Source organism: Desnuesiella massiliensis (genome assembly GCF_001403615.1).
Classification (GTDB): Bacteria; Bacillota; Clostridia; order Clostridiales; family Clostridiaceae; genus Desnuesiella; species Desnuesiella massiliensis.
Genome location: NZ_LN879454.1, coordinates 232,908 through 251,186, shown reverse-complemented (window position 1 = coordinate 251,186; position 18,279 = coordinate 232,908). Strand labels below are relative to the sequence as shown.

Annotated in this window: 12 protein-coding genes and 4 CRISPR repeat arrays (1 of these 16 cut by a window edge); all 12 genes read right to left on the bottom strand. The window is 32.0% G+C overall.

The genetic code is table 11. The features are described from left to right. Positions 1-14: 14 nt before the first annotated feature. A CRISPR array of direct repeats spans positions 15-2,346; the repeat unit is 30 nt; unit sequence ATTTAAATACATCCTATGTTAAGGTTCAGC. 302 nt (positions 2,347-2,648) lie between these two features. Next, a CRISPR array of direct repeats spans positions 2,649-3,602; the repeat unit is 30 nt. Positions 3,603-3,823: 221 nt separating this feature from the next. The 12 genes from BN2665_RS27860 to BN2665_RS04895 all read right to left on the bottom strand — a co-directional run bounded on the left by BN2665_RS27860 (position 3,824) and on the right by BN2665_RS04895 (position 14,784). Continuing rightward, positions 3,824-3,952 (bottom strand): hypothetical protein, encoded by a 129-nt coding sequence (locus BN2665_RS27860; protein WP_423229847.1) that lies wholly within the window; start codon positions 3,950-3,952, stop codon positions 3,824-3,826. A gap of 64 nt (positions 3,953-4,016) precedes the next feature. Then, the gene (locus BN2665_RS04945; protein ID WP_082435800.1) at positions 4,017-6,188 is read right to left on the bottom strand and encodes an HAD-IA family hydrolase; all 2,172 of its coding nucleotides are present in this window, start codon (positions 6,186-6,188) and stop codon (positions 4,017-4,019) included. A gap of 359 nt (positions 6,189-6,547) precedes the next feature. Beyond that, positions 6,548-7,021 carry a PTS sugar transporter subunit IIB gene (locus BN2665_RS04940; protein WP_055666010.1) on the bottom strand — a complete coding sequence of 158 codons (474 nt, stop codon included), beginning with the start codon at positions 7,019-7,021 and terminating at the stop codon, positions 6,548-6,550. Continuing rightward, entirely contained in the window at positions 7,018-8,100 is a 1,083-nt protein-coding gene (locus BN2665_RS04935; protein WP_055666009.1) for a PucR family transcriptional regulator, read from the bottom strand. Before BN2665_RS04935 ends, BN2665_RS04940 begins: the two co-directional genes overlap by 4 nt. Positions 8,101-8,661: 561 nt before the next feature. Beyond that, a complete protein-coding gene (gene dapA / locus BN2665_RS04930; RefSeq protein WP_055666008.1) occupies positions 8,662-9,549 on the bottom strand; it encodes a 4-hydroxy-tetrahydrodipicolinate synthase in 888 nt (295 codons plus the stop codon). A gap of 99 nt (positions 9,550-9,648) precedes the next feature. Then, on the bottom strand, positions 9,649-10,053 hold the full coding sequence (locus tag BN2665_RS04925; RefSeq protein WP_055666007.1) for a PTS sugar transporter subunit IIA: 405 nt from the start codon (positions 10,051-10,053) through the stop codon (positions 9,649-9,651). Positions 10,054-10,060: 7 nt separating this feature from the next. After that, the gene (locus tag BN2665_RS04920) at positions 10,061-10,666 is read right to left on the bottom strand and encodes an SIS domain-containing protein (RefSeq protein ID WP_055666006.1); all 606 of its coding nucleotides are present in this window, start codon (positions 10,664-10,666) and stop codon (positions 10,061-10,063) included. Positions 10,667-10,677: 11 nt separating this feature from the next. Continuing rightward, complete coding sequence (locus tag BN2665_RS04915) at positions 10,678-11,607, bottom strand: phosphoglycerate dehydrogenase (RefSeq protein ID WP_055666005.1); 930 nt, start codon at positions 11,605-11,607, stop codon at positions 10,678-10,680. Positions 11,608-11,705: 98 nt separating this feature from the next. Then, positions 11,706-12,572 (bottom strand): PTS system mannose/fructose/sorbose family transporter subunit IID, encoded by an 867-nt coding sequence (locus tag BN2665_RS04910; protein ID WP_055666004.1) that lies wholly within the window; start codon positions 12,570-12,572, stop codon positions 11,706-11,708. Further along, positions 12,569-13,315: a PTS mannose/fructose/sorbose/N-acetylgalactosamine transporter subunit IIC gene (locus BN2665_RS04905; protein WP_055666003.1), complete on the bottom strand. Its 747-nt coding sequence runs from the start codon at positions 13,313-13,315 to the stop codon at positions 12,569-12,571. The genes BN2665_RS04910 and BN2665_RS04905 overlap by 4 nt, the downstream gene beginning before the upstream one ends. 20 nt (positions 13,316-13,335) lie before the next feature. Continuing rightward, on the bottom strand, positions 13,336-13,818 hold the full coding sequence (locus BN2665_RS04900) for a PTS sugar transporter subunit IIB (protein ID WP_055666002.1): 483 nt from the start codon (positions 13,816-13,818) through the stop codon (positions 13,336-13,338). 327 nt (positions 13,819-14,145) lie between these two features. Next, complete coding sequence (locus BN2665_RS04895) at positions 14,146-14,784, bottom strand: beta/alpha barrel domain-containing protein (protein WP_055666001.1); 639 nt, start codon at positions 14,782-14,784, stop codon at positions 14,146-14,148. Between the two features lie 710 nt (positions 14,785-15,494). Beyond that, a CRISPR array of direct repeats spans positions 15,495-16,508; the repeat unit is 30 nt; unit sequence ATTTAAATACATCCTATGTTAAGGTTCAAC. Between the two features lie 1,223 nt (positions 16,509-17,731). Continuing rightward, positions 17,732-18,279: direct repeats of the CRISPR family, unit length 30 nt; unit sequence ATTTAAATACATCCTATGTTAAGGTTCAAC; it runs 409 nt beyond the window's last position.

Below are 18,279 nucleotides of genomic sequence, written 5' to 3'. Positions count from 1 at the left end.
GAGTTGAACACCAAAATTTAAATACATCTCATGTTAAGGTTCAGCGCTAAAAGTGCAAAAGTTGGACAAGCAACTATAAGATTTAAATACATCTCATGTTAAGGTTCAAGGAAATTACCCATATATTATTAGAATCTCCCTTTTGAAATTTAAATACATCTCATGTTAAGGTTCAAGTTAAGTAGTATTTAACTTTACCTTTGGACCTACTTATATTTAAATACATCTCATGTTAAGGTTCAAGTAGTTAAGCTTCAGGAAGATGAAGCTCTTATTGAATTTAAATACATCTCATGTTAAGGTTCAAGCACATGATGAGGCCTTGGGTCAATACCCTTACTCCCATTTAAATACATCTCATGTTAAGGTTCAAGTCTTGCCGTTCAGTTATCGTGTAACAATACCCATATTTAAATACATCTCATGTTAAGGTTCAAGAATAATTGTCCAGGGAACATACACAATTACACACAAATTTAAATACATCTCATGTTAAGGTTCAAGACTATTTGAAGTGCTTGGATTTACACTGAAATTTGCATTTAAATACATCTCATGTTAAGGTTCAAGATCGTAAGAATAAAAAAGGAAAAAGATTATTCCAGATTTAAATACATCTCATGTTAAGGTTCAAGTCATCAACTCCCTATTAAACAATATTCCACAGGATAATTTAAATACATCTCATGTTAAGGTTAAAGAAGGGAAGATAAAGGACTCAATCAAGACCAATTGGCATTTAAATACATCCCATGTTAAGGTTAAAGATTTCAGAAACTCTCTTTAACGAAGCTTCCAGGCTATTTAAATACATCCCATGTTAAGGTTCAACAAGTTTAAAGAATTAGCCATAGACACTAAATCTGTACATTTAAATACATCTTATGTTAAGGTTCAACAGGCTAATGGGGGAAGAACTAGAAACCTTCCTGAACAATTTAAATACATCTTATGTTAAGGTTCAACGAATGGTGCAGAAAAAACAAGTGCCTGCCTTATGTAAATTTAAATACATCTTATGTTAAGGTTCAACAAAGAACCCAAAAGACTAAGAGAAGCTCTAACAGAATTTAAATACATCTTATGTTAAGGTTCAACCCTGCTTAGCCCTTCCATTGGCGTCCTCCTTCCCTTCATTTAAATACATCTTATGTTAAGGTTCAACCATCTCTAGCTTCATTTAGTTTTTTTATGTTCTCATTTAAATACATCTCATGTTAAGGTTCAACGTCTGTCTCTATTCCTAAATCTGCGGTTTTTATTGGATTTAAATGCATCTCATGTTAAGGTTCAACGTAATAGCTTGTATAGAGCTGTAGGAATGACCCAATTTAAATACATCTTATGTTAAGGTTCAAGAATAGCATTGGGTAGTTGCCTTCACTTCCACCCTTTAGATTTAAATACATCCTATGTTAAGGTTCAAGCGGGATAAATCGGTAACCCGCCGAGATGTAACTTTATTTAAATACATCCTATGTTAAGGTTCAACTGTAATTAACAATTAAATTATATGGAGGTTATTACAAATTTAAATACATCCTATGTTAAGGTTCAACCAGACGGTAAAGCGACGGTCTTGCACTCAGTAGCATATTTAAATACATCCTATGTTAAGGTTCAACAACTTCTTCAGATTCTTCAGAGGAAGAGTATGAATAATTTAAATACATCCTATGTTAAGGTTCAGCTGTTGCCTAGTTATAGGTTTATTTGCACCTTTCTTATTTAAATACATCCTATGTTAAGGTTCAGCACAAGTTCTAGAAAACAGATCTACTGAGCTAAATGAATTTAAATACATCCTATGTTAAGGTTCAGCTTTCGATTATTGCGTTTTTACCTCTACATATGTCGATTTAAATACATCCTATGTTAAGGTTCAGCGTTTTACACCTACTGTAATGCAATTAGCAATAGCATTTAAATACATCCTATGTTAAGGTTCAGCTCGTAAAAGAATGGCTATAGGGGAAGGCGGAAAACTATTTAAATACATCCTATGTTAAGGTTCAGCCATATTCTGAAGACATAACAATAAAAGAGAATGATTATTTAAATACATCCTATGTTAAGGTTCAGCTTTTATTCGCAAAAATATTGTCGTAAAATGTAATTAATTTAAATACATCCTATGTTAAGGTTCAGCAGAAAACAAAAGTCATTTATTGATAGTATAGCTGAATTTAAATACATCCTATGTTAAGGTTCAGCGAAGCGATTTGACACCGGTTGGGGAGGGATAATCTTATTTAAATACATCCTATGTTAAGGTTCAGCGTGCTTTAGACTTCAAGGGTGGTCAGATGAATACTTATTTAAATACATCCTATGTTAAGGTTCAGCCATTGTAAAATCAACATTCCTTATTTTTATTATATCCCTAAACCCGTTGAAAATAAAGAGATTGCTTGATTTTTTACCAGGAACCAAGTGCTATTTTAATTTGTTCAAAAAAAATCCCACTTAAAGCTCTATTTTAAAGGTTTTAAGTGGATTTCAAATTTCAACAAGGCTGGTAAAATTAATTTTTAGCAAGACAATATCCGTATCTCAATGAGTTTTTTCTAATATTTATATGCATAACTGAGATGACTCATCATCTTTAATCGCTATTTTAAATTTATTTCTTACGAGTTGAACATCAAAATTTAAATACATCCCATGTTAAGGTTCAACAGCATAGCAACTTACACCAGGGAGTGCTAGTAAATAATTTAAATACATCCCATGTTAAGGTTCAACCATGAGAACCTCTGAACCTATTAGCATGGGAACAGAATTTAAATACATCCCATGTTAAGGTTCAACTTAATGCTATCATGAATGTATAAACCTTAATATAATTTAAATACATCCCATGTTAAGGTTCAACTTAACTTTAATTTCTTCTTGGAGTTTCTTTTCTTCTATTTAAATACATCCCATGTTAAGGTTCAACACGCAAATATATGCAAAGACTAGCAGAGAAAACAATTTAAATACATCCCATGTTAAGGTTCAACTATATGAGCCTGTTATAAATAGATATTGTACAATTCAAGCATTTAAATACATCCCATGTTAAGGTTCAACTGTGTCCATGTCCTCAAGCTCCAGCACCTGATTGGGATTTAAATACATCCCATGTTAAGGTTCAACTAGCAGCCATTATTATGAATTATGAAAACCTGTAATTTAAATACATCCCATGTTAAGGTTCAACTCTGAAGAAGATAAAGAGATAGCCCAAAATGTTGCTAAATTTAAATACATCCCATGTTAAGGTTCAACGAAACTTTGAATTTCTATAAGGGAATATTAAATAATAATTTAAATACATCCCATGTTAAGGTTCAACACTTATAGAAAAACAAAATAGCTTAATTAATAATAATTTAAATACATCCCATGTTAAGGTTCAACTAAAAATTGTATTTATATCAAGTGTATGTTACGTACATTTAAATACATCCCATGTTAAGGTTCAACAAAATAATAAAATACTGCAGCTTAAAACTTATATGAATTTAAATACATCCCATGTTAAGGTTCAACGGATGGATTATAGACTTTGATTGGTTATTCCAAGAATTTAAATACATCCCATGTTAAGGTTCAACCACTGTAAAATCAGCATTCTTTCTTTTTATTATACCTTTAAACCCATTGAAAATAAAGGGATTGTTTGATTTTTTACCAGGCATCAAGTGCTATTTTAATTTATTCAAAAAAAATTCCCTTAAAGCCCTATTTTAAAGACTTTAAGAAGAATTTAAGTTTCAATGAGGCTGGTAAAATTAATTTCTAGCAAGACAATATTCGTATCCTAATGAGTTTTTTTCTACTTTATTAATAACATTTTCAACCCTTTTTCTTTTAATTTATCTGATGCTTTATATACGAGCTCTACTTCAGAACCTGATTCCATGGGCATTACGTTCGATGTTTCCTTTTCAGAGTCTTTGAGTATATAAGCCCCTTCACTGCTTATCTTCCTGAGTTTTCATATAGCGGCAGTGCCTGTCTTGTACAGGTTAATATCTTAAGTTACTTATATCTAACTTATCATATTTTTTTAAAAATGGTTTTAACTTATTTAAAATTGTTTGAACTCCGCCTTTTACATCTGATTCAACGTTTAGGGGTAGCGTTGGCTCATGTAATGACAGTCTTAGCAAAAACCAACCAGTGCCATTTTCAGTGTTACAGGATACCCTAATTCCTTCAAAGTTATTGGGTACTAGACTCCAAGATTTTTCTTTTCGCACAAGCTCTATTAGGTCATTTAATATAACTGCTCCGTATTCCTTAAAGTCTTCAGCAAGAATTTTAATTCTGTATTCTGAACTCTCATAAGGAACTTTTAAACCTTCGATCAGACTTTCAATAGTTTTTCCCTGGCCATGAAGCTTAGCCATTTTTATTAGTATTTTTGCAATTAGGCATGCACCATCATCCAAAAAGTAGTTTTCTTTTAGTGCGGCGTGTCCTGAAGTCTCTATAGCTAAATAACATTCCTTACCTATACTATTAAGCTTAAGTGCTTCATTTATAACATTTCTATAACCTCTCTTAAACCTATGATGAATTCCGCCCAGCTTTGTTTCTATAAACTCTTTAAGCCCTGTTGAGGTTACTGAATCAGTTACAATTATTGAATTTGGATGTTCTTCTAAGACAATAGAGGAAATTAAAGCTATCAGTGCATTACGGTTGATTTCAATCCCATTTAAACCCACGATGGCTGCTCTATCCACATCTGTATCAAAAATTATCCCTAAATCTGCATTATTATTTATTACAGCATCACGTATTGATTCCATAGCCTCTTTATTTTCAGGATTAGGAATATGATTAGGAAATCTACCATCTGGATCAGTAAATTGACTTCCAGAAGTATCTGCTCCCAGGCTTTTTAGAACTTTATGAGCAAAAAATCCACCTGCTCCATTACCGGCATCAATAACAATTTTAAAACCCAATAGCGGCTTATCATAATTGATATCTGAATTAACCCCATGTCGTATTAATTTTATCAATAAGTCCGAGTATTCTTTAATAAAATCAATTTTAGATACTTTTCCTTTTATATCTAAGTAATTAAAGTCTTGTTTACCCGCTATAGTTAATATATCTTTTATGTCTTCCTTTTCGCAACCGCCATCTTCTGTAAAAAACTTCAATCCATTATAGTAGTATGGCAGATGGCTGGCTGTAATCATAATTGCTCCATGGCATTTATAGTTCTCCAATACAGTAGTCATAAACATTGCTGGTGTAGTGCACATACCGCAGTCATATACATCACAGCCCAGGCTGGTTATTCCACCTATTACTGATGATTTTAAGCTCTCACCAGATAGCCTGGAATCCATTCCTACAGCAACCTTAATACTCCCTGTTTTAATATCTTTTTTATTTCTTAACCAAACTGCAAAACCAGAAGCTATGGCGTTTACGGCCTCATTTGTCAAATTAGCCTTAAAATCTGGTTGTTCAATTGCAACGCCCCTAATATCAGTACCATTTTGCAATTGAAATAATTTAAAATCAATATTCTTTAAATAGTCTCTGACTTCTAGCAAATTGCTACATATTTTATAAGCAAGTCTCTCAACTTTCTCATCCGGTTCCTTTAAATCTGGAATATTAATGCTCATCATTCCTCCATTATGGGCTGCTTCTATACCTACTGGAGAATCTTCCAAAACAATACACCTTTCAGGAGCTACCTTTAATTTTTCTACAGCTTTTAAAAATATCTCAGGATCAGGCTTAGAATTTTTCACATCATCTCCACAGATTATTGCATTGAATTTGTCTCTTATACCAGCCCTCTCCAATAAGGCAACTGCTCTTTCCCTGTGTGTGCAGGTTGCTACTGCTATTTTATATTCCTTTTCAACTAAATAGTCTAACAATTCATATACCCCTGGTTTAATAGGTGGACCATTCTTATATATAAATTTAAGCGTATCCATATCTTTTTCTGCATAAATATTTGTTATAGGTAAGTCTTGTCCATACTTATTAATAAGTATTTGGCTAATACTTTCACGAGTTCTACCTATTAATGAGCAATAATCTTCTTTATTCATGTCATATCCATACTTTTTTAAAACTTTCCTATAAGATTCAAAGCCTATCCTCTCTGTGTCAAATAATATTCCATCCATATCAAAGATAACAGCTTCTATTTTTTCCATAATATCCTCCTCAGTATTTAATCTATTTTGAATAGTTCTAGTAAAGATAAATTTTTTTATTTTAGGATGTAGCTATAATTCAGTAACAGATATCGCTGGCATGCTGTTTGAGAAGCTCGTCTGATATTGGATTTATTAAATCATAAAGATTGGGGAAAAAGCTACTGACTATCGTTAAGGATGTGATGATAGATGGCAGTGTTCTCACTCTAGAATTGGGAGGCAGCGCTACTACAAGTCAAATAAATGACCTTGTTTTGATCCGCTTAGGCTAATCACAAAACAGCAAGCCCTTTTCGCCTTAAAACTCTAAGAGCTTGCTATTTACCTTAGCAAATCGCAATTTATATAGTCAAATTTTATTTTGTAAAAACTGAATACTCTTTATTATCTAATGGTGCTGTTTGAAAAAAAAGTTTAATACCTTTATTTTGAATAAAGCGTATGCATTCAATTTCCTCTTCATTAAAGAAATCCGAAAGCTTCTTAATCACAATACGGCTAGCTGGATAAGGTATTTGAATCTCTCTTGCTTTAAATCCTGCTTCCACTGCCTTTTTAGCTATGGTTAGATTTTTAAAGATAACCATTAAATTGCGCTTTGTTGTACTATCTTCATTTATGAAAGCTATTAATTCTTCAACAGAGAAAATTTTAACCTTCATAGGTTCAGGGAGACATAATTGCATCACTTTAGTAATAAATGGATCATTACTATAAGTTGGATCCACTATTATCGCATAATTAGCATTTACAAATTGATTCCAATTTAAGGCTACAGTTGCATGCAATAATCTTTTATCAACACGTGCGAGCTTAATTGTTGTACTCATACTTTTTCACCAACCTGTTTCTGTCTTTGATATTCGCTTAAGGTACTAGCAATCAATGCCAATAAAACTTTTCCTTGAAAGCTTCCTCTAATATCGATATTGAAAATCTCTTCATATTTCTTGAGTTTATAAATTAAAGTATTCTTATGCAAATATAGATCTTCAGCAGTCTGTGTAATATTGTAATCATTTATAAACAATTGATTCGCAATAGTAGTAAGCTCATCAATATCAATACCTTTGCTTCGATCTTTATAAAAATCAAATATATTTCGAACATCATCACTAGGGACTTTAGAAGCAAAATACTCAAATAAATAATCCATGAAGAACAATGGTTCATCAATAGAAAACTGCACATTATTTTTTAACCACAAACAATTCTGATAACTGATAATATACTGCTTTAATTTATTCTGCATTGAACCTATCAGATAGGAACAGCTTTGCAATCCCCAGTCTTGTAAACTTCTAATATATTTTCGAAAGTACCTCTTTATCCCAGTATTTTCTAAATCATCAGGTATATCTTTAAATAATAATAAACTATTATTGTCTAATAAGGAATATATCAACTCTTTACTATCAGGTTTTAATTTTAAACGCACAATTTCTTCTGCATTAAATCCTTCATTATTAACAATATATATAGCTACTCTGGTCTTGTTTTTATCAACACCTAATTGATTTATTAGATCTAAAATATGATTCAAATCAAAATGCTCGGCGTTAAGTAAATACTTGATTAGTTCATCATCCTTCGTTACCTTTTGTTTTAAAGAACTCGTGTTTATCTCATACATTAATCGTGTTTTTAAAGAATCAAGTAATAAACTACTAATCATTTTAAGATTTTCATCATCACCACTAACCCATATATATCCATAATCTTGATTTCTAACTCTGATTTCATAAAACATATTATCAGCGTGACAATCTTTAATATCAAATTTGTATCCTATATATTCTTCTTTACTACAAGAGATAACATATCCATCTTGATTCAACAAACCAATAATATATTTTTGATTTTCTTTTACAACATTAATGAATTCTTTAAAAATCTCAACTAACATCATATTTTTACCTTTCCTGTTCTGAACAACTAGAATTTTAATACACTTACTAAAATCAAAGTAATATAAGTTATTAACACTATTTATATAGTATGTGTTCACAGGGGCTTGGACTAACCGTGTGCAATTATGCAGATTTTATCGATTAGTTCCCCTTCTATATCAATGAAAAGCAGACTTAAAATTCCACTAAAGTTCAATTAAGAACAGCCTTTCTACAATATACTTTTTCAAAGATTTTGTTAATAACAGTATAGGGTTTCTAACTCAACTATTAACTTATACATGCGCCATAATCACTTAAAGCCGTAATTTTGGAACACGTATAAGCTAAGTTTCGATACAGAAACCCTATAGTTAGCTATCACACAACAAGAACAGTACCTTGCTAGATCGCAAATACTCTGATGCATTAATTATTGTCCATTTTTAACTTTATCTTATCATATCGTGTAATAAGCATACAACTTGCTATAGCATACCTATAGAGCTACTTACTATAGGAAAAAGAATTATAGATATTCTGCTGATATTAAGTTAAGATTATTATTTTTTATTTAATGTTTATATTAATTGATAATGCTTAAGCATTTCTTTAATCTTTTCATCAACCTCGAGCGTTGTTTCTCTAACCGGTTTTCTAGCAGGTCCCACAGTTGCAATATTAGCCAATTCTAATGATCTCTTTATGATTGAAGGAACCGTACCATATTTTAAGACACCTCTCAACACATCAATATCTGCTTGTAAAGCACTGGCAGTTTCTGTGTCCTTTGTTTTGAGAGCTTTATTCAATTTTACTAAAACATCTACAATAACATTACTTGTGCCGGCGATTGCTCCTACTGCTCCTAAGCTATAGCCAATAGAAATTTTAGAATCTGAACCAACCAATACACTTAAGTTCTTACCCCTGCCAGCTTCAATATAACCCTTTAAGTTATCTACATCACCGCTGCTATCCTTAATGGCTTGAATATTATCAATCATGGCTAAACGCGCCACAACTTCTTTAGGAATATTGCAGCCAGTAGATTTAGGGATATTATACAAAACAATTGGAATTTTAACGCTGTTTGCAACTTCTTTAAAATGCTCAAAAAGCTCCTCATCCGTAGGTTTAATGAAATATGGAGTAATAACAGATAATGCATCTGCACCTAATGCTTCCATTCTTTGAGATAAACGCACAGTTTCTTTGGTTGAACATGCACCTGTTCCTACAAAAACCGGAACGCGATGATCAACAATCTCTATTACTTTTTTAGCAAAAGCAACCTTTTCATCTTCATCAATCACATGAAATTCACCATTGCTACCTAGGATAAAAATACCACTAACACCTTTTTTAATTAAATGGTTGATTAATTGCTCAGCAGCTTCATAGTTAATAGATTGTTCCTCATCACGATTAAATGGTGTAACAATGGGTGTAATAATTCCCTCAAACATAATATTCCTCCTTGATTTAATCATTTAAAGCTAATATATTATCGCACTGACTCCCTAATTATCTATTTTTAACTGGTAAGTGATAATACTACTGATGAACTATTCTAGCATCATATTCGTATGCACTCCACTTGCTTTCAAGCTATCAATACAGTTTTTAATTACCTCATCCATATCTAACGCTTCATCATTAATACTATTAAGGTACAGATCTACCAACATAGGTAAATTCACACCAGTTATTACATTATGATGATATTTCTTGGTTAAAGCTGTAAGCACATTACATGGTGTACCACCATACAAATCCGCTAAAGCCAAAACCGGGCCTTCCAAATCACTAAATATAGCATCGACCTCATGCATAAATTCTTCAAAAGACATCACTGGTAATAAGGACACTGATTTAACATTTTCCATCTTTCCAACGATCATTTCCGCCGACCTAATAAGTTCTTCACCAAACCTTCCATGGGTTGCAATTACAATATTTAACTTTGACATAATATTCCTACTTTCTATGCATTTCTTTTATACTTTTACCAAGACTTCCTCCTGGATGCCATTTCACATATTGATTCAAATTCAATTTTTTTTCATTCTGTAAGACAACACTCAAACATTGAAGGATTAAAATCTCAGATAAAATTGAAGCACGTGGAGGCTTGTTTAAATCATCCCCTTCAACATCTACATGGGCCAGCAAACATACTTCAGAGTGTTTTGCCAACCATGATTCAGCATTACTTGTACAACTAATAATACGCGCTCCGTTAGTTAATAGAGTTTCTAAAGTCGCTTTTAATTCTACTGTTTCGCCACTATTGGATATGGCAATGACCACATCCCCCGGCTTCACTTGACCACTTGAACCATGCACAGCTTCTGTTCCATGCAGTTCATAAGCACTAGTACCTGTACTAGATAATAAAGAAGCAATATATCCTGCCACATGCCCTGGTTTACCAATTCCAGTCACATGAACACGACCACCTTTTTTTTCGCTGTCTAATATGATTTCAGCAGCTTTTTTCACACTTTCTATATCAGCACTTTCAATATTTTTATCAAGTTCTTCCTTAACATTGCTTAAAAAGCTTTGTAATTCTTTATCCATAATATTACCTACTATCCTAACAAATGTTCAACAATAATTTCTGTTGACATTTGGCAAGTTCTTTTTTCTGATTCTATCGTTCTTGCGGCAGTATGAGGTGTTAAAAAGAAATTATCTAACTTAATTAGTCTATCATCAGCTGCTGGTGGTTCCGAACTGTAAACATCAAAATATGCTGAACGGATATCTTTGTTAACCAAAGCTTCATATAAAGCTTCTTCATCAACAATGCCTCCTCTTGCTGCATTAATCAAACAAGCATCTTTTTTCATTTTTTTGAATTCCTCTGTGGAAATCATATTTTTAGTAGAGTCTAGTAGTGGTACATGCAAAGAAATATAATCACTTTCACTAATAATTTCTTCCAAGGACTTTTTCTCTACATGATATTCTCTGGCAACTTCATCAGTAATTTCAAAAGCATCATATGCGTATACTTTCATAGACAACCCATTTGCAAAAGTTGCAATATCTTTACCAATCATTCCAAAGCCGATAATACCTAATGTCTTACCGCTAACTTCTTGTCCTGTTGGCTTATTCCATTGGTGCTCTTTAACTTCTGTAATAGTACTATAGACATTCTTTGCATCTGCAAACATTAAAGCTACAACATGCTCTGCAACTGCTTTAGAATTAGAGCCCACTGTCCTGCCAACAAAAATCCCTTTTTCTTTTGCACAATCTAAATCAATATTATCTGTCCCGACGCCAAATTTACAGATAACTTTTAACTTAGGACATTTGTCCATCAACTCACGGTCAACTATATCAACACCTACAATAATAGCATCTGCATCAGCAGCCAATTTGTGAAATTCTTCTTTTGAATATGCCTTACCAGTATTGTTATAATGAACAGATATCCCTTTAGATTCCATATATCTAACTTGTTCTAACCCATAATTTGCAAATCCTCTTGGTGTAATTAAAACTTTCAAATTCTTCCCCTACCTTTCTAATAATAGCCATTATAATATAAGGTTATACAAAACAAATCCATGACTCCCCATGGATTTGCCTTGTATACAATACAGATTTATATAATACCAAGGAATGTTAAAGCTAAGGCAAAAATCATTGTATAAACAATTATGCGTAAGTATTTTGGACCTTTCTTTGTAATATATAAATACATTCCCATAACTAAAGCGAAAGGCAACATTTTAGGCAACATACCGTCTAGAATGCTTTGCAAAGCTACTTTCGACGCTGTACCTGCATTAAAGACCCAAACAGTTTTAAATGAAACATAGGCTGATGATAAACATCCAATCATGAATAGGCCGACAATACTGGCAACATCAACAACTTTCTTAATCTTACCAGAATGTAGAATTTCTAGAACAGCGTTCTTACCTAAGGAATAGCCTTTGTTCATCAAGAACCATGAAAATCCAAATGACCATGCTAAATAAATTAGAGCTGGCATAAAGGCGGCAATAACTGATCCTTTAAGCGCCATGGGAACAAAGATTGCAAGTGGAATGGTGGCCACAATCCCCTGGTCAACACTATCACCAATACCAGCTAATGGCCCCATAAGACCAATTTTTAAGGATTGAATAACTTCAGGCGTAATATTCTTATTACCTAAAGCCCTTTGCTCCTCAAGTGAAATTATAATACCGTGAATAATACTTCCCCAGTCACAGTTCGTATTAAACATTGAAGTATGACGTTTCATTGCTTCTTTCAACTCTTCTGGATCATCTTTATAAACTTTTCTTAGAATTTTATTCAATGAATATCCAAAAGCCAAAGCTTGCATTCTATCAAAACTTACAGGAACCTCAACTGCTAAACACCATTTCCACCAAGCTTTAAATAAATCAAACTTAGTTACAATATTCCCTTTTTCTTCTACTGCTTTTTCACGAATTTCTTTTTCTGCAATTTGACTCATGATAATTCTCCCTCCTGATTTTGTTTAAATAGCGAAACTATTAAAGCTATACATAGGGCAATAACTGCGCCAGTTAACATTGAGAATCCTGCAATAGCATGGAAGAAGAATCCTAAAACAAAGAACGGAATATACTGTCTCTTACCAATAACTACTAGTGTTAAAGCAAATCCTAGTGCTGGCAGCATTCCTCCGGCACTTGCAAGTCCATTCATAAACCAGGTTGGAATAACCTTAATGAAAGCTTGTACTACACTTGGTCCATATAAAGTAGCAATAAACACTGGAGTGAAATATAACACCCCGTTTGTAAGCCATGGTAATAAAAATGAGAATGTAGATAATTTATCGTATTCACCTTTTTCCACAAATGAATCCGCTTTTGTGTTGTAAAAAGAATTAATTGTACGACGAAGGTTGTTAATTAAAACACCTAACACTCCAAATGGAACAGCAATTGCTACTGCTGCCGCTGGATTAAGATTGTTAATCATAGCAGCTGGAATAGCAATACAAGCAGCTAATGCCTGGTCACTAGGAATATTACCACCCGCTTCAATTCCTCCCATATACATCAATTGGATTGTTGCTCCATATATTAGGCCTGTTGTGACATCCCCAAAAATTAGTCCAACAAAAACACCTATTACAACTGGTTTACGAAATGCAAATGAGAAATAATATTGCGCTCTACCCATGGTAATCCAGTAAAGCAAACCGACTAATGCAGCTTTTATAATCATTTCTTATCCCCCTTATTTTATTAAAGTTTTGCAACAGCTCTTTGTAGTGTTTCGGATGGGTAATCAGGAGTTGTTTGAAAATAAATATTAATCCCCATACTTTCAAGAGCTAATAGAGTATCCGCATCTTTACGATCTAACGTAATCGCATTATTAACTGCTTTTCTTCCAGGACCTCCTCCTAAACCTCCAATTTGAACTTCCTCAAGTTTTAAACCAGCTCTTACAGCATTATCTAATTCTTGAACACTCTTGAACAAAATCATTACTCTGCTATTTTCAAACTCATTATTTTGTTGTGCCTTAACTGCCCCCTCTACGGATACAATTCGGATTTTTACTCCTTTTGGTGCAGCCATCTTGAATACATCTTGCATAAAATCATCGTTACTTAATGCTGTATCCACCGTAACGATTTCATTGATATGACATTGAGTGAGCCATCTGGTAATTACCTGCCCATGAATTAATCTAAAATCTACTCTTGTTAAACCGATACTCATTGTATTCCTCCTCTCTAGTATTTATAAGCAAATTATAATATAACCGTTTTCAAATAGAAATGTTCGAGGGACACAAAAAAAGGAACACATTTTCATTCAAACTACTAAATGACTTACGTTAACTGGCTTGTTATCTACATACATAAAGCTTTTGCTAATACCTAGATTCTTTGTACATACTACTATTCCAAGGTGTTTATGATCAAAATAGTATTTTACTTCGTCCTCTTTAAATTCTTTTCATGAATAAAAGAATTCCTTCTAACTGCAAGTATTCATGACAATACCTGCATTAGAAGGAATCTATAAGATATTTTTTTACGATGCCTAATTATTTTTACTACGATACTCAGTAATAATTTTTCGAATTTTAGCAGCATTTTCTGCAATCTCATCAGAACTACCTTTAGTTAATAATCCACCAAAACCACAAATGTCAACACCATTTTCCAACCATTTAGATAAGTTATCTAAATTAACCCCACCACTAGCTAAAATAGGCATGTCTGGGATTGGGGTTTTAAAAACCTTAGCTAGCTTTGGTCCATAAAAATCAGAAATAGGAAAAGCCTTTATAAAAGCTGCCCCCATACTTAATGCATTAACAGCTTCTGTAACAGAAGTACATCCAGGCGCATATGGAATTTGATATCTATTGCAGATTTTAGCAACTTCTGGGCAATAGGTCGGCGCAATAATAAATTTAGCCCCTTTCAATATGGCATATCTAGCAGTTTCACTATCTAAAACCGTACCTGCACCTACACATAGATTATCACCATACTTTTTAGATAAACCATCAATAATGTCAGCTGCATTGTTTAATGTAAAACTCATTTCCATTACAGGAATACCGCCCTTTATGCATCCTTCCGCAATCTCACAGGCTCTTTCAAAGGTTTCAACCCTAACAATTGCAAGCGCACCTGATTCATACATTCTTTGTGTAATATTCATCTTTTTCATCATTTTCACCTCTTACTTATTATTCTATAGTTTTAATTAAAATTCTCAATGGTACAGTGGACTAATAATTTCTCATTATTTTGTTATAACAAACGAATCATTACCCTATGATTAAAATTGCCCTAAAGAAATAATACTTAACTATAGAAAGACCTGTTCCGTCTAAAAGTTTCATTATAAATTAGTAATAAGATTAGCTAAAGATACGTCTTTAGCATGTGGACTAAATCCGCGATAATAAAAAATTTGCATTGTATTTTTAGAGAGCAACCGTTAAACCGCTAGATGATGATTATGGAATAGAGGCTCTTTTAGAAGTAGTTGAAAGAAAAGAGGTAAAAGAAAATTTAATAAAACATCAGGAAAAGATTCATTAAGAATAGAGTTATTAGACCAAGAAACGAGTGTAGAGAAAATTCAATTGATTTCTTCGGCCTATCAGTATTAGTCTAAAAAACTGAGCCATAAAAGTGCCCACATAAAAACCGAATGATCTAAAATTAAAGTACCACTAAGTGAAAAAACAAATTCTTTGCAACAGTCAATTATATTACACTCTCACTTTAGAGGAATGTAATTTAAATACATCCTATGTTAAAGTTCATCGATAAATGTTCTTAACACTATAAAGACACTAGCTAGATTTAAATACATCTTATGTTAAGGTTCATCGGGGGATGTTGGTATATGAGAATAAAGGTGGTTATAGTATTTAAATACATCCTATGTTAAGGTTCAACTAAAAGAAAAATACAACTCGAATGGACACAAGTAAGATTTAAATACATCTCATGTTAAGGTTCAACATTTTCTAAGAACTTATCAAGTTCTGCTGGTCCTCGATTTAAATACATCTCATATTAAGGTTCAACATAAGAAGCTGTAAATTGTCAGATAAAGAGTGGAAATTTAAATACATCTCATGTTAAGGTTAAACAATATATTTAGCAGTTAAGAAACTAGATGGATTGAGATTTAAATACATCCCATGTTAAGGTTAAACTATTTTATTCCTTTCTAGTACATAACCTTGGTGCAAGATTTAAATACATCTCATGTTAAGGTTAAACTCGGGCAATATGCTTCGAGGCGAAATATACAACAACATTTAAGTACATCCTATGTTAAGGTTCATCCAACTTTTCATTTACAAATAGGGATTTAGCAACAAAATTTAAATACATCCTATGTTAAGGTTCATCGGCAATTAAAGCATACTCAAAACTCATTAAAAAGTAATTTAAATACATCCTATGTTAAGGTTCATCTCATCTATAGCAGTAAATATTTTATTTAATTCCTCATTTAAATACATCCTATGTTAAGGTTCATCATTAAACTTTCTCAAAAGGAGCTTGCCGAAAGGGTATTTAAATACATCCTATGTTAAGGTTCATCGGTAAATATTGATTGCACATTTGAAACTATCTACGGATTTAAATACATCCTATGTTAAGGTTCATCAAAGCGCAATAATTCTGTTGGAAGTGGTTTAATGGCATTTAAATACATCCTATGTTAAGGTTCATCAAGAGCATAATGGAGCAATACCTAAAAATTACAATGATTTAAATACATCCTATGTTAAGGTTCATCAAGCAGTGCCATAAGATACTCTCCTTTTCTCATGATTTAAATACATCCTATGTTAAGGTTCATCATAAATTACATCATTCTTTTTAAAAAGAACTATAATTTAAATACATCCTATGTTAAGGTTCATCCATTGTAAAATCAACATTCCTTATTTTTATTATATCCTTAAACCCATTGAAAATAAAGAGACTGCTTGATTTTTTACCAGACACCAAATGCTATTTTAATTTGTTCAAAAAAAATTCCACTTAAAGCTCTATTTTAAAGGCTTTAAGTGGATTTCAAATTTCAATAAGGCTGGTAAAATTAATTTTTAGCAAGATAATATCCGTATCCCAATAAGTTTTTTCTAATATTTCTATATACATTAGGAATAAGTCATTACTGAGATGACTCATCATCTTTAATGGCTATTTTAAATTTATATCTTATGAGTTGAACACCAAAATTTAAATACATCCCATGTTAAGGTTAAGCCACTGTAAAATCAACATTCTTTCTTTTTATTATATCTTTAAACCCATTGAAAATAAAGAGATTGCTTAATTTTTTACCAAGCACCAGGCATTTCTTTACTTTATTCAAAAAATTCCTCTTAAAGCCGTATTTTAAGGACCTTAAAAGGAATTTTAATGAGGTTGGTAAAATTAATTTTTATCAAGACCGTATTCATATATTAATGAGTTTTTTCTAGTACTTATATATATTAGAATGCAAGCCATAGCTGAGACGACTCACCACCTTTAAGTACTATTCTAAATTTATTTCTTATGAGTTAAATACCAAAGTTTAAATACATTCCATGTTAAAGTTCAGCAAAGATGGACAAGAATAGAGCCAGACCATATAAACACTTTAAATACATCTCATGTTAAGGTTAAACTGGTGCTATAAAAGTAGACAACTCAGCATTAAATGGATTTAAATACATCCTATGTTAAGGTTCAACATAAAGTAATACTTGAGGCTTTTAGCATAAGAAGAAAATTTAAATACATCCTATGTTAAGGTTCAACCCATTGTAAAATCAACATTTCTTATTTTTATTATATCCTTAAGCCCATTGAAAATAAAGAGACTGCTTGATTTTTTACCATGCACCAAATGCTATTTTAATTTGTTCAAAAAAAATCCCACTTAAAGCTCTATTTTAAAGCCTTTAAGTGGATTTCAAATTTCAATAAGGCTGATAAAATTACTTTTTAGAAAGACAATATTCGTATCCCTATGAGCTTTTTTCTAATATTTCTATATCTAATATTTCTATGCACATTAGGAATAAGTCATTACTGAGATAACTCATCATCTTTAATCGCTATTTTAAATTTATTTCTTACGAGTTGAACACCAAAATTTAAATACATCCTATGTTAAGGTTCAACATTTGTTGAAGGGCTGCTTCTACATTCATTGCTTCTTATTTAAATACATCCTATGTTAAGGTTTAACTGGTTAAGAATGTTTGTATAAGTATATCCCCTTCTTATTTAAATACATCCTATGTTAAGGTTCAACTTAAAACAGTATGGTCAAATGCTAATAATCTCTTTGGATTTAAATACATCCTATGTTAAGGTTCAACAGGAAAAGCTTGGGTTAACGGTTATTTTTATGTTAAATTTAAATACATCCTATGTTAAGGTTCAACTATAAAAGATTCTTCAAACTTATTAAAAGCTTTTACATTTAAATACATCCTATGTTAAGGTTCAACGATAGAAACACAATATCTATCTAAAGAGAAATGCGAATTTAAATACATCCTATGTTAAGGTTCAACAAAACATCAAAGGTACCGCCATGATGAAGTTACCTGATTTAAATACATCCTATGTTAAGGTTCAACTGACTTAAAAGAAAAAATAGGAGAATGTACTAATGAATTTAAATACATCCTAT

Coding starts and splice junctions, on each gene's coding strand:
- dapA (WP_055666008.1), bottom strand. CDS start 9,549: ATGTTTGAGGGAATTATTACACCCATTGTTACACCATTTAATCGTGAT.
- BN2665_RS04900 (WP_055666002.1), bottom strand. CDS start 13,818: ATGAGTATCGGTTTAACAAGAGTAGATTTTAGATTAATTCATGGGCAG.
- BN2665_RS04910 (WP_055666004.1), bottom strand. CDS start 12,572: ATGAGTCAAATTGCAGAAAAAGAAATTCGTGAAAAAGCAGTAGAAGAA.
- BN2665_RS04905 (WP_055666003.1), bottom strand. CDS start 13,315: ATGATTATAAAAGCTGCATTAGTCGGTTTGCTTTACTGGATTACCATG.
- BN2665_RS04895 (WP_055666001.1), bottom strand. CDS start 14,784: ATGAAAAAGATGAATATTACACAAAGAATGTATGAATCAGGTGCGCTT.
- BN2665_RS04920 (WP_055666006.1), bottom strand. CDS start 10,666: ATGGATAAAGAATTACAAAGCTTTTTAAGCAATGTTAAGGAAGAACTT.
- BN2665_RS04945 (WP_082435800.1), bottom strand. CDS start 6,188: ATGGAAAAAATAGAAGCTGTTATCTTTGATATGGATGGAATATTATTT.
- BN2665_RS04940 (WP_055666010.1), bottom strand. CDS start 7,021: ATGAGTACAACAATTAAGCTCGCACGTGTTGATAAAAGATTATTGCAT.
- BN2665_RS04935 (WP_055666009.1), bottom strand. CDS start 8,100: ATGATGTTAGTTGAGATTTTTAAAGAATTCATTAATGTTGTAAAAGAA.
- BN2665_RS04925 (WP_055666007.1), bottom strand. CDS start 10,053: ATGTCAAAGTTAAATATTGTAATTGCAACCCATGGAAGGTTTGGTGAA.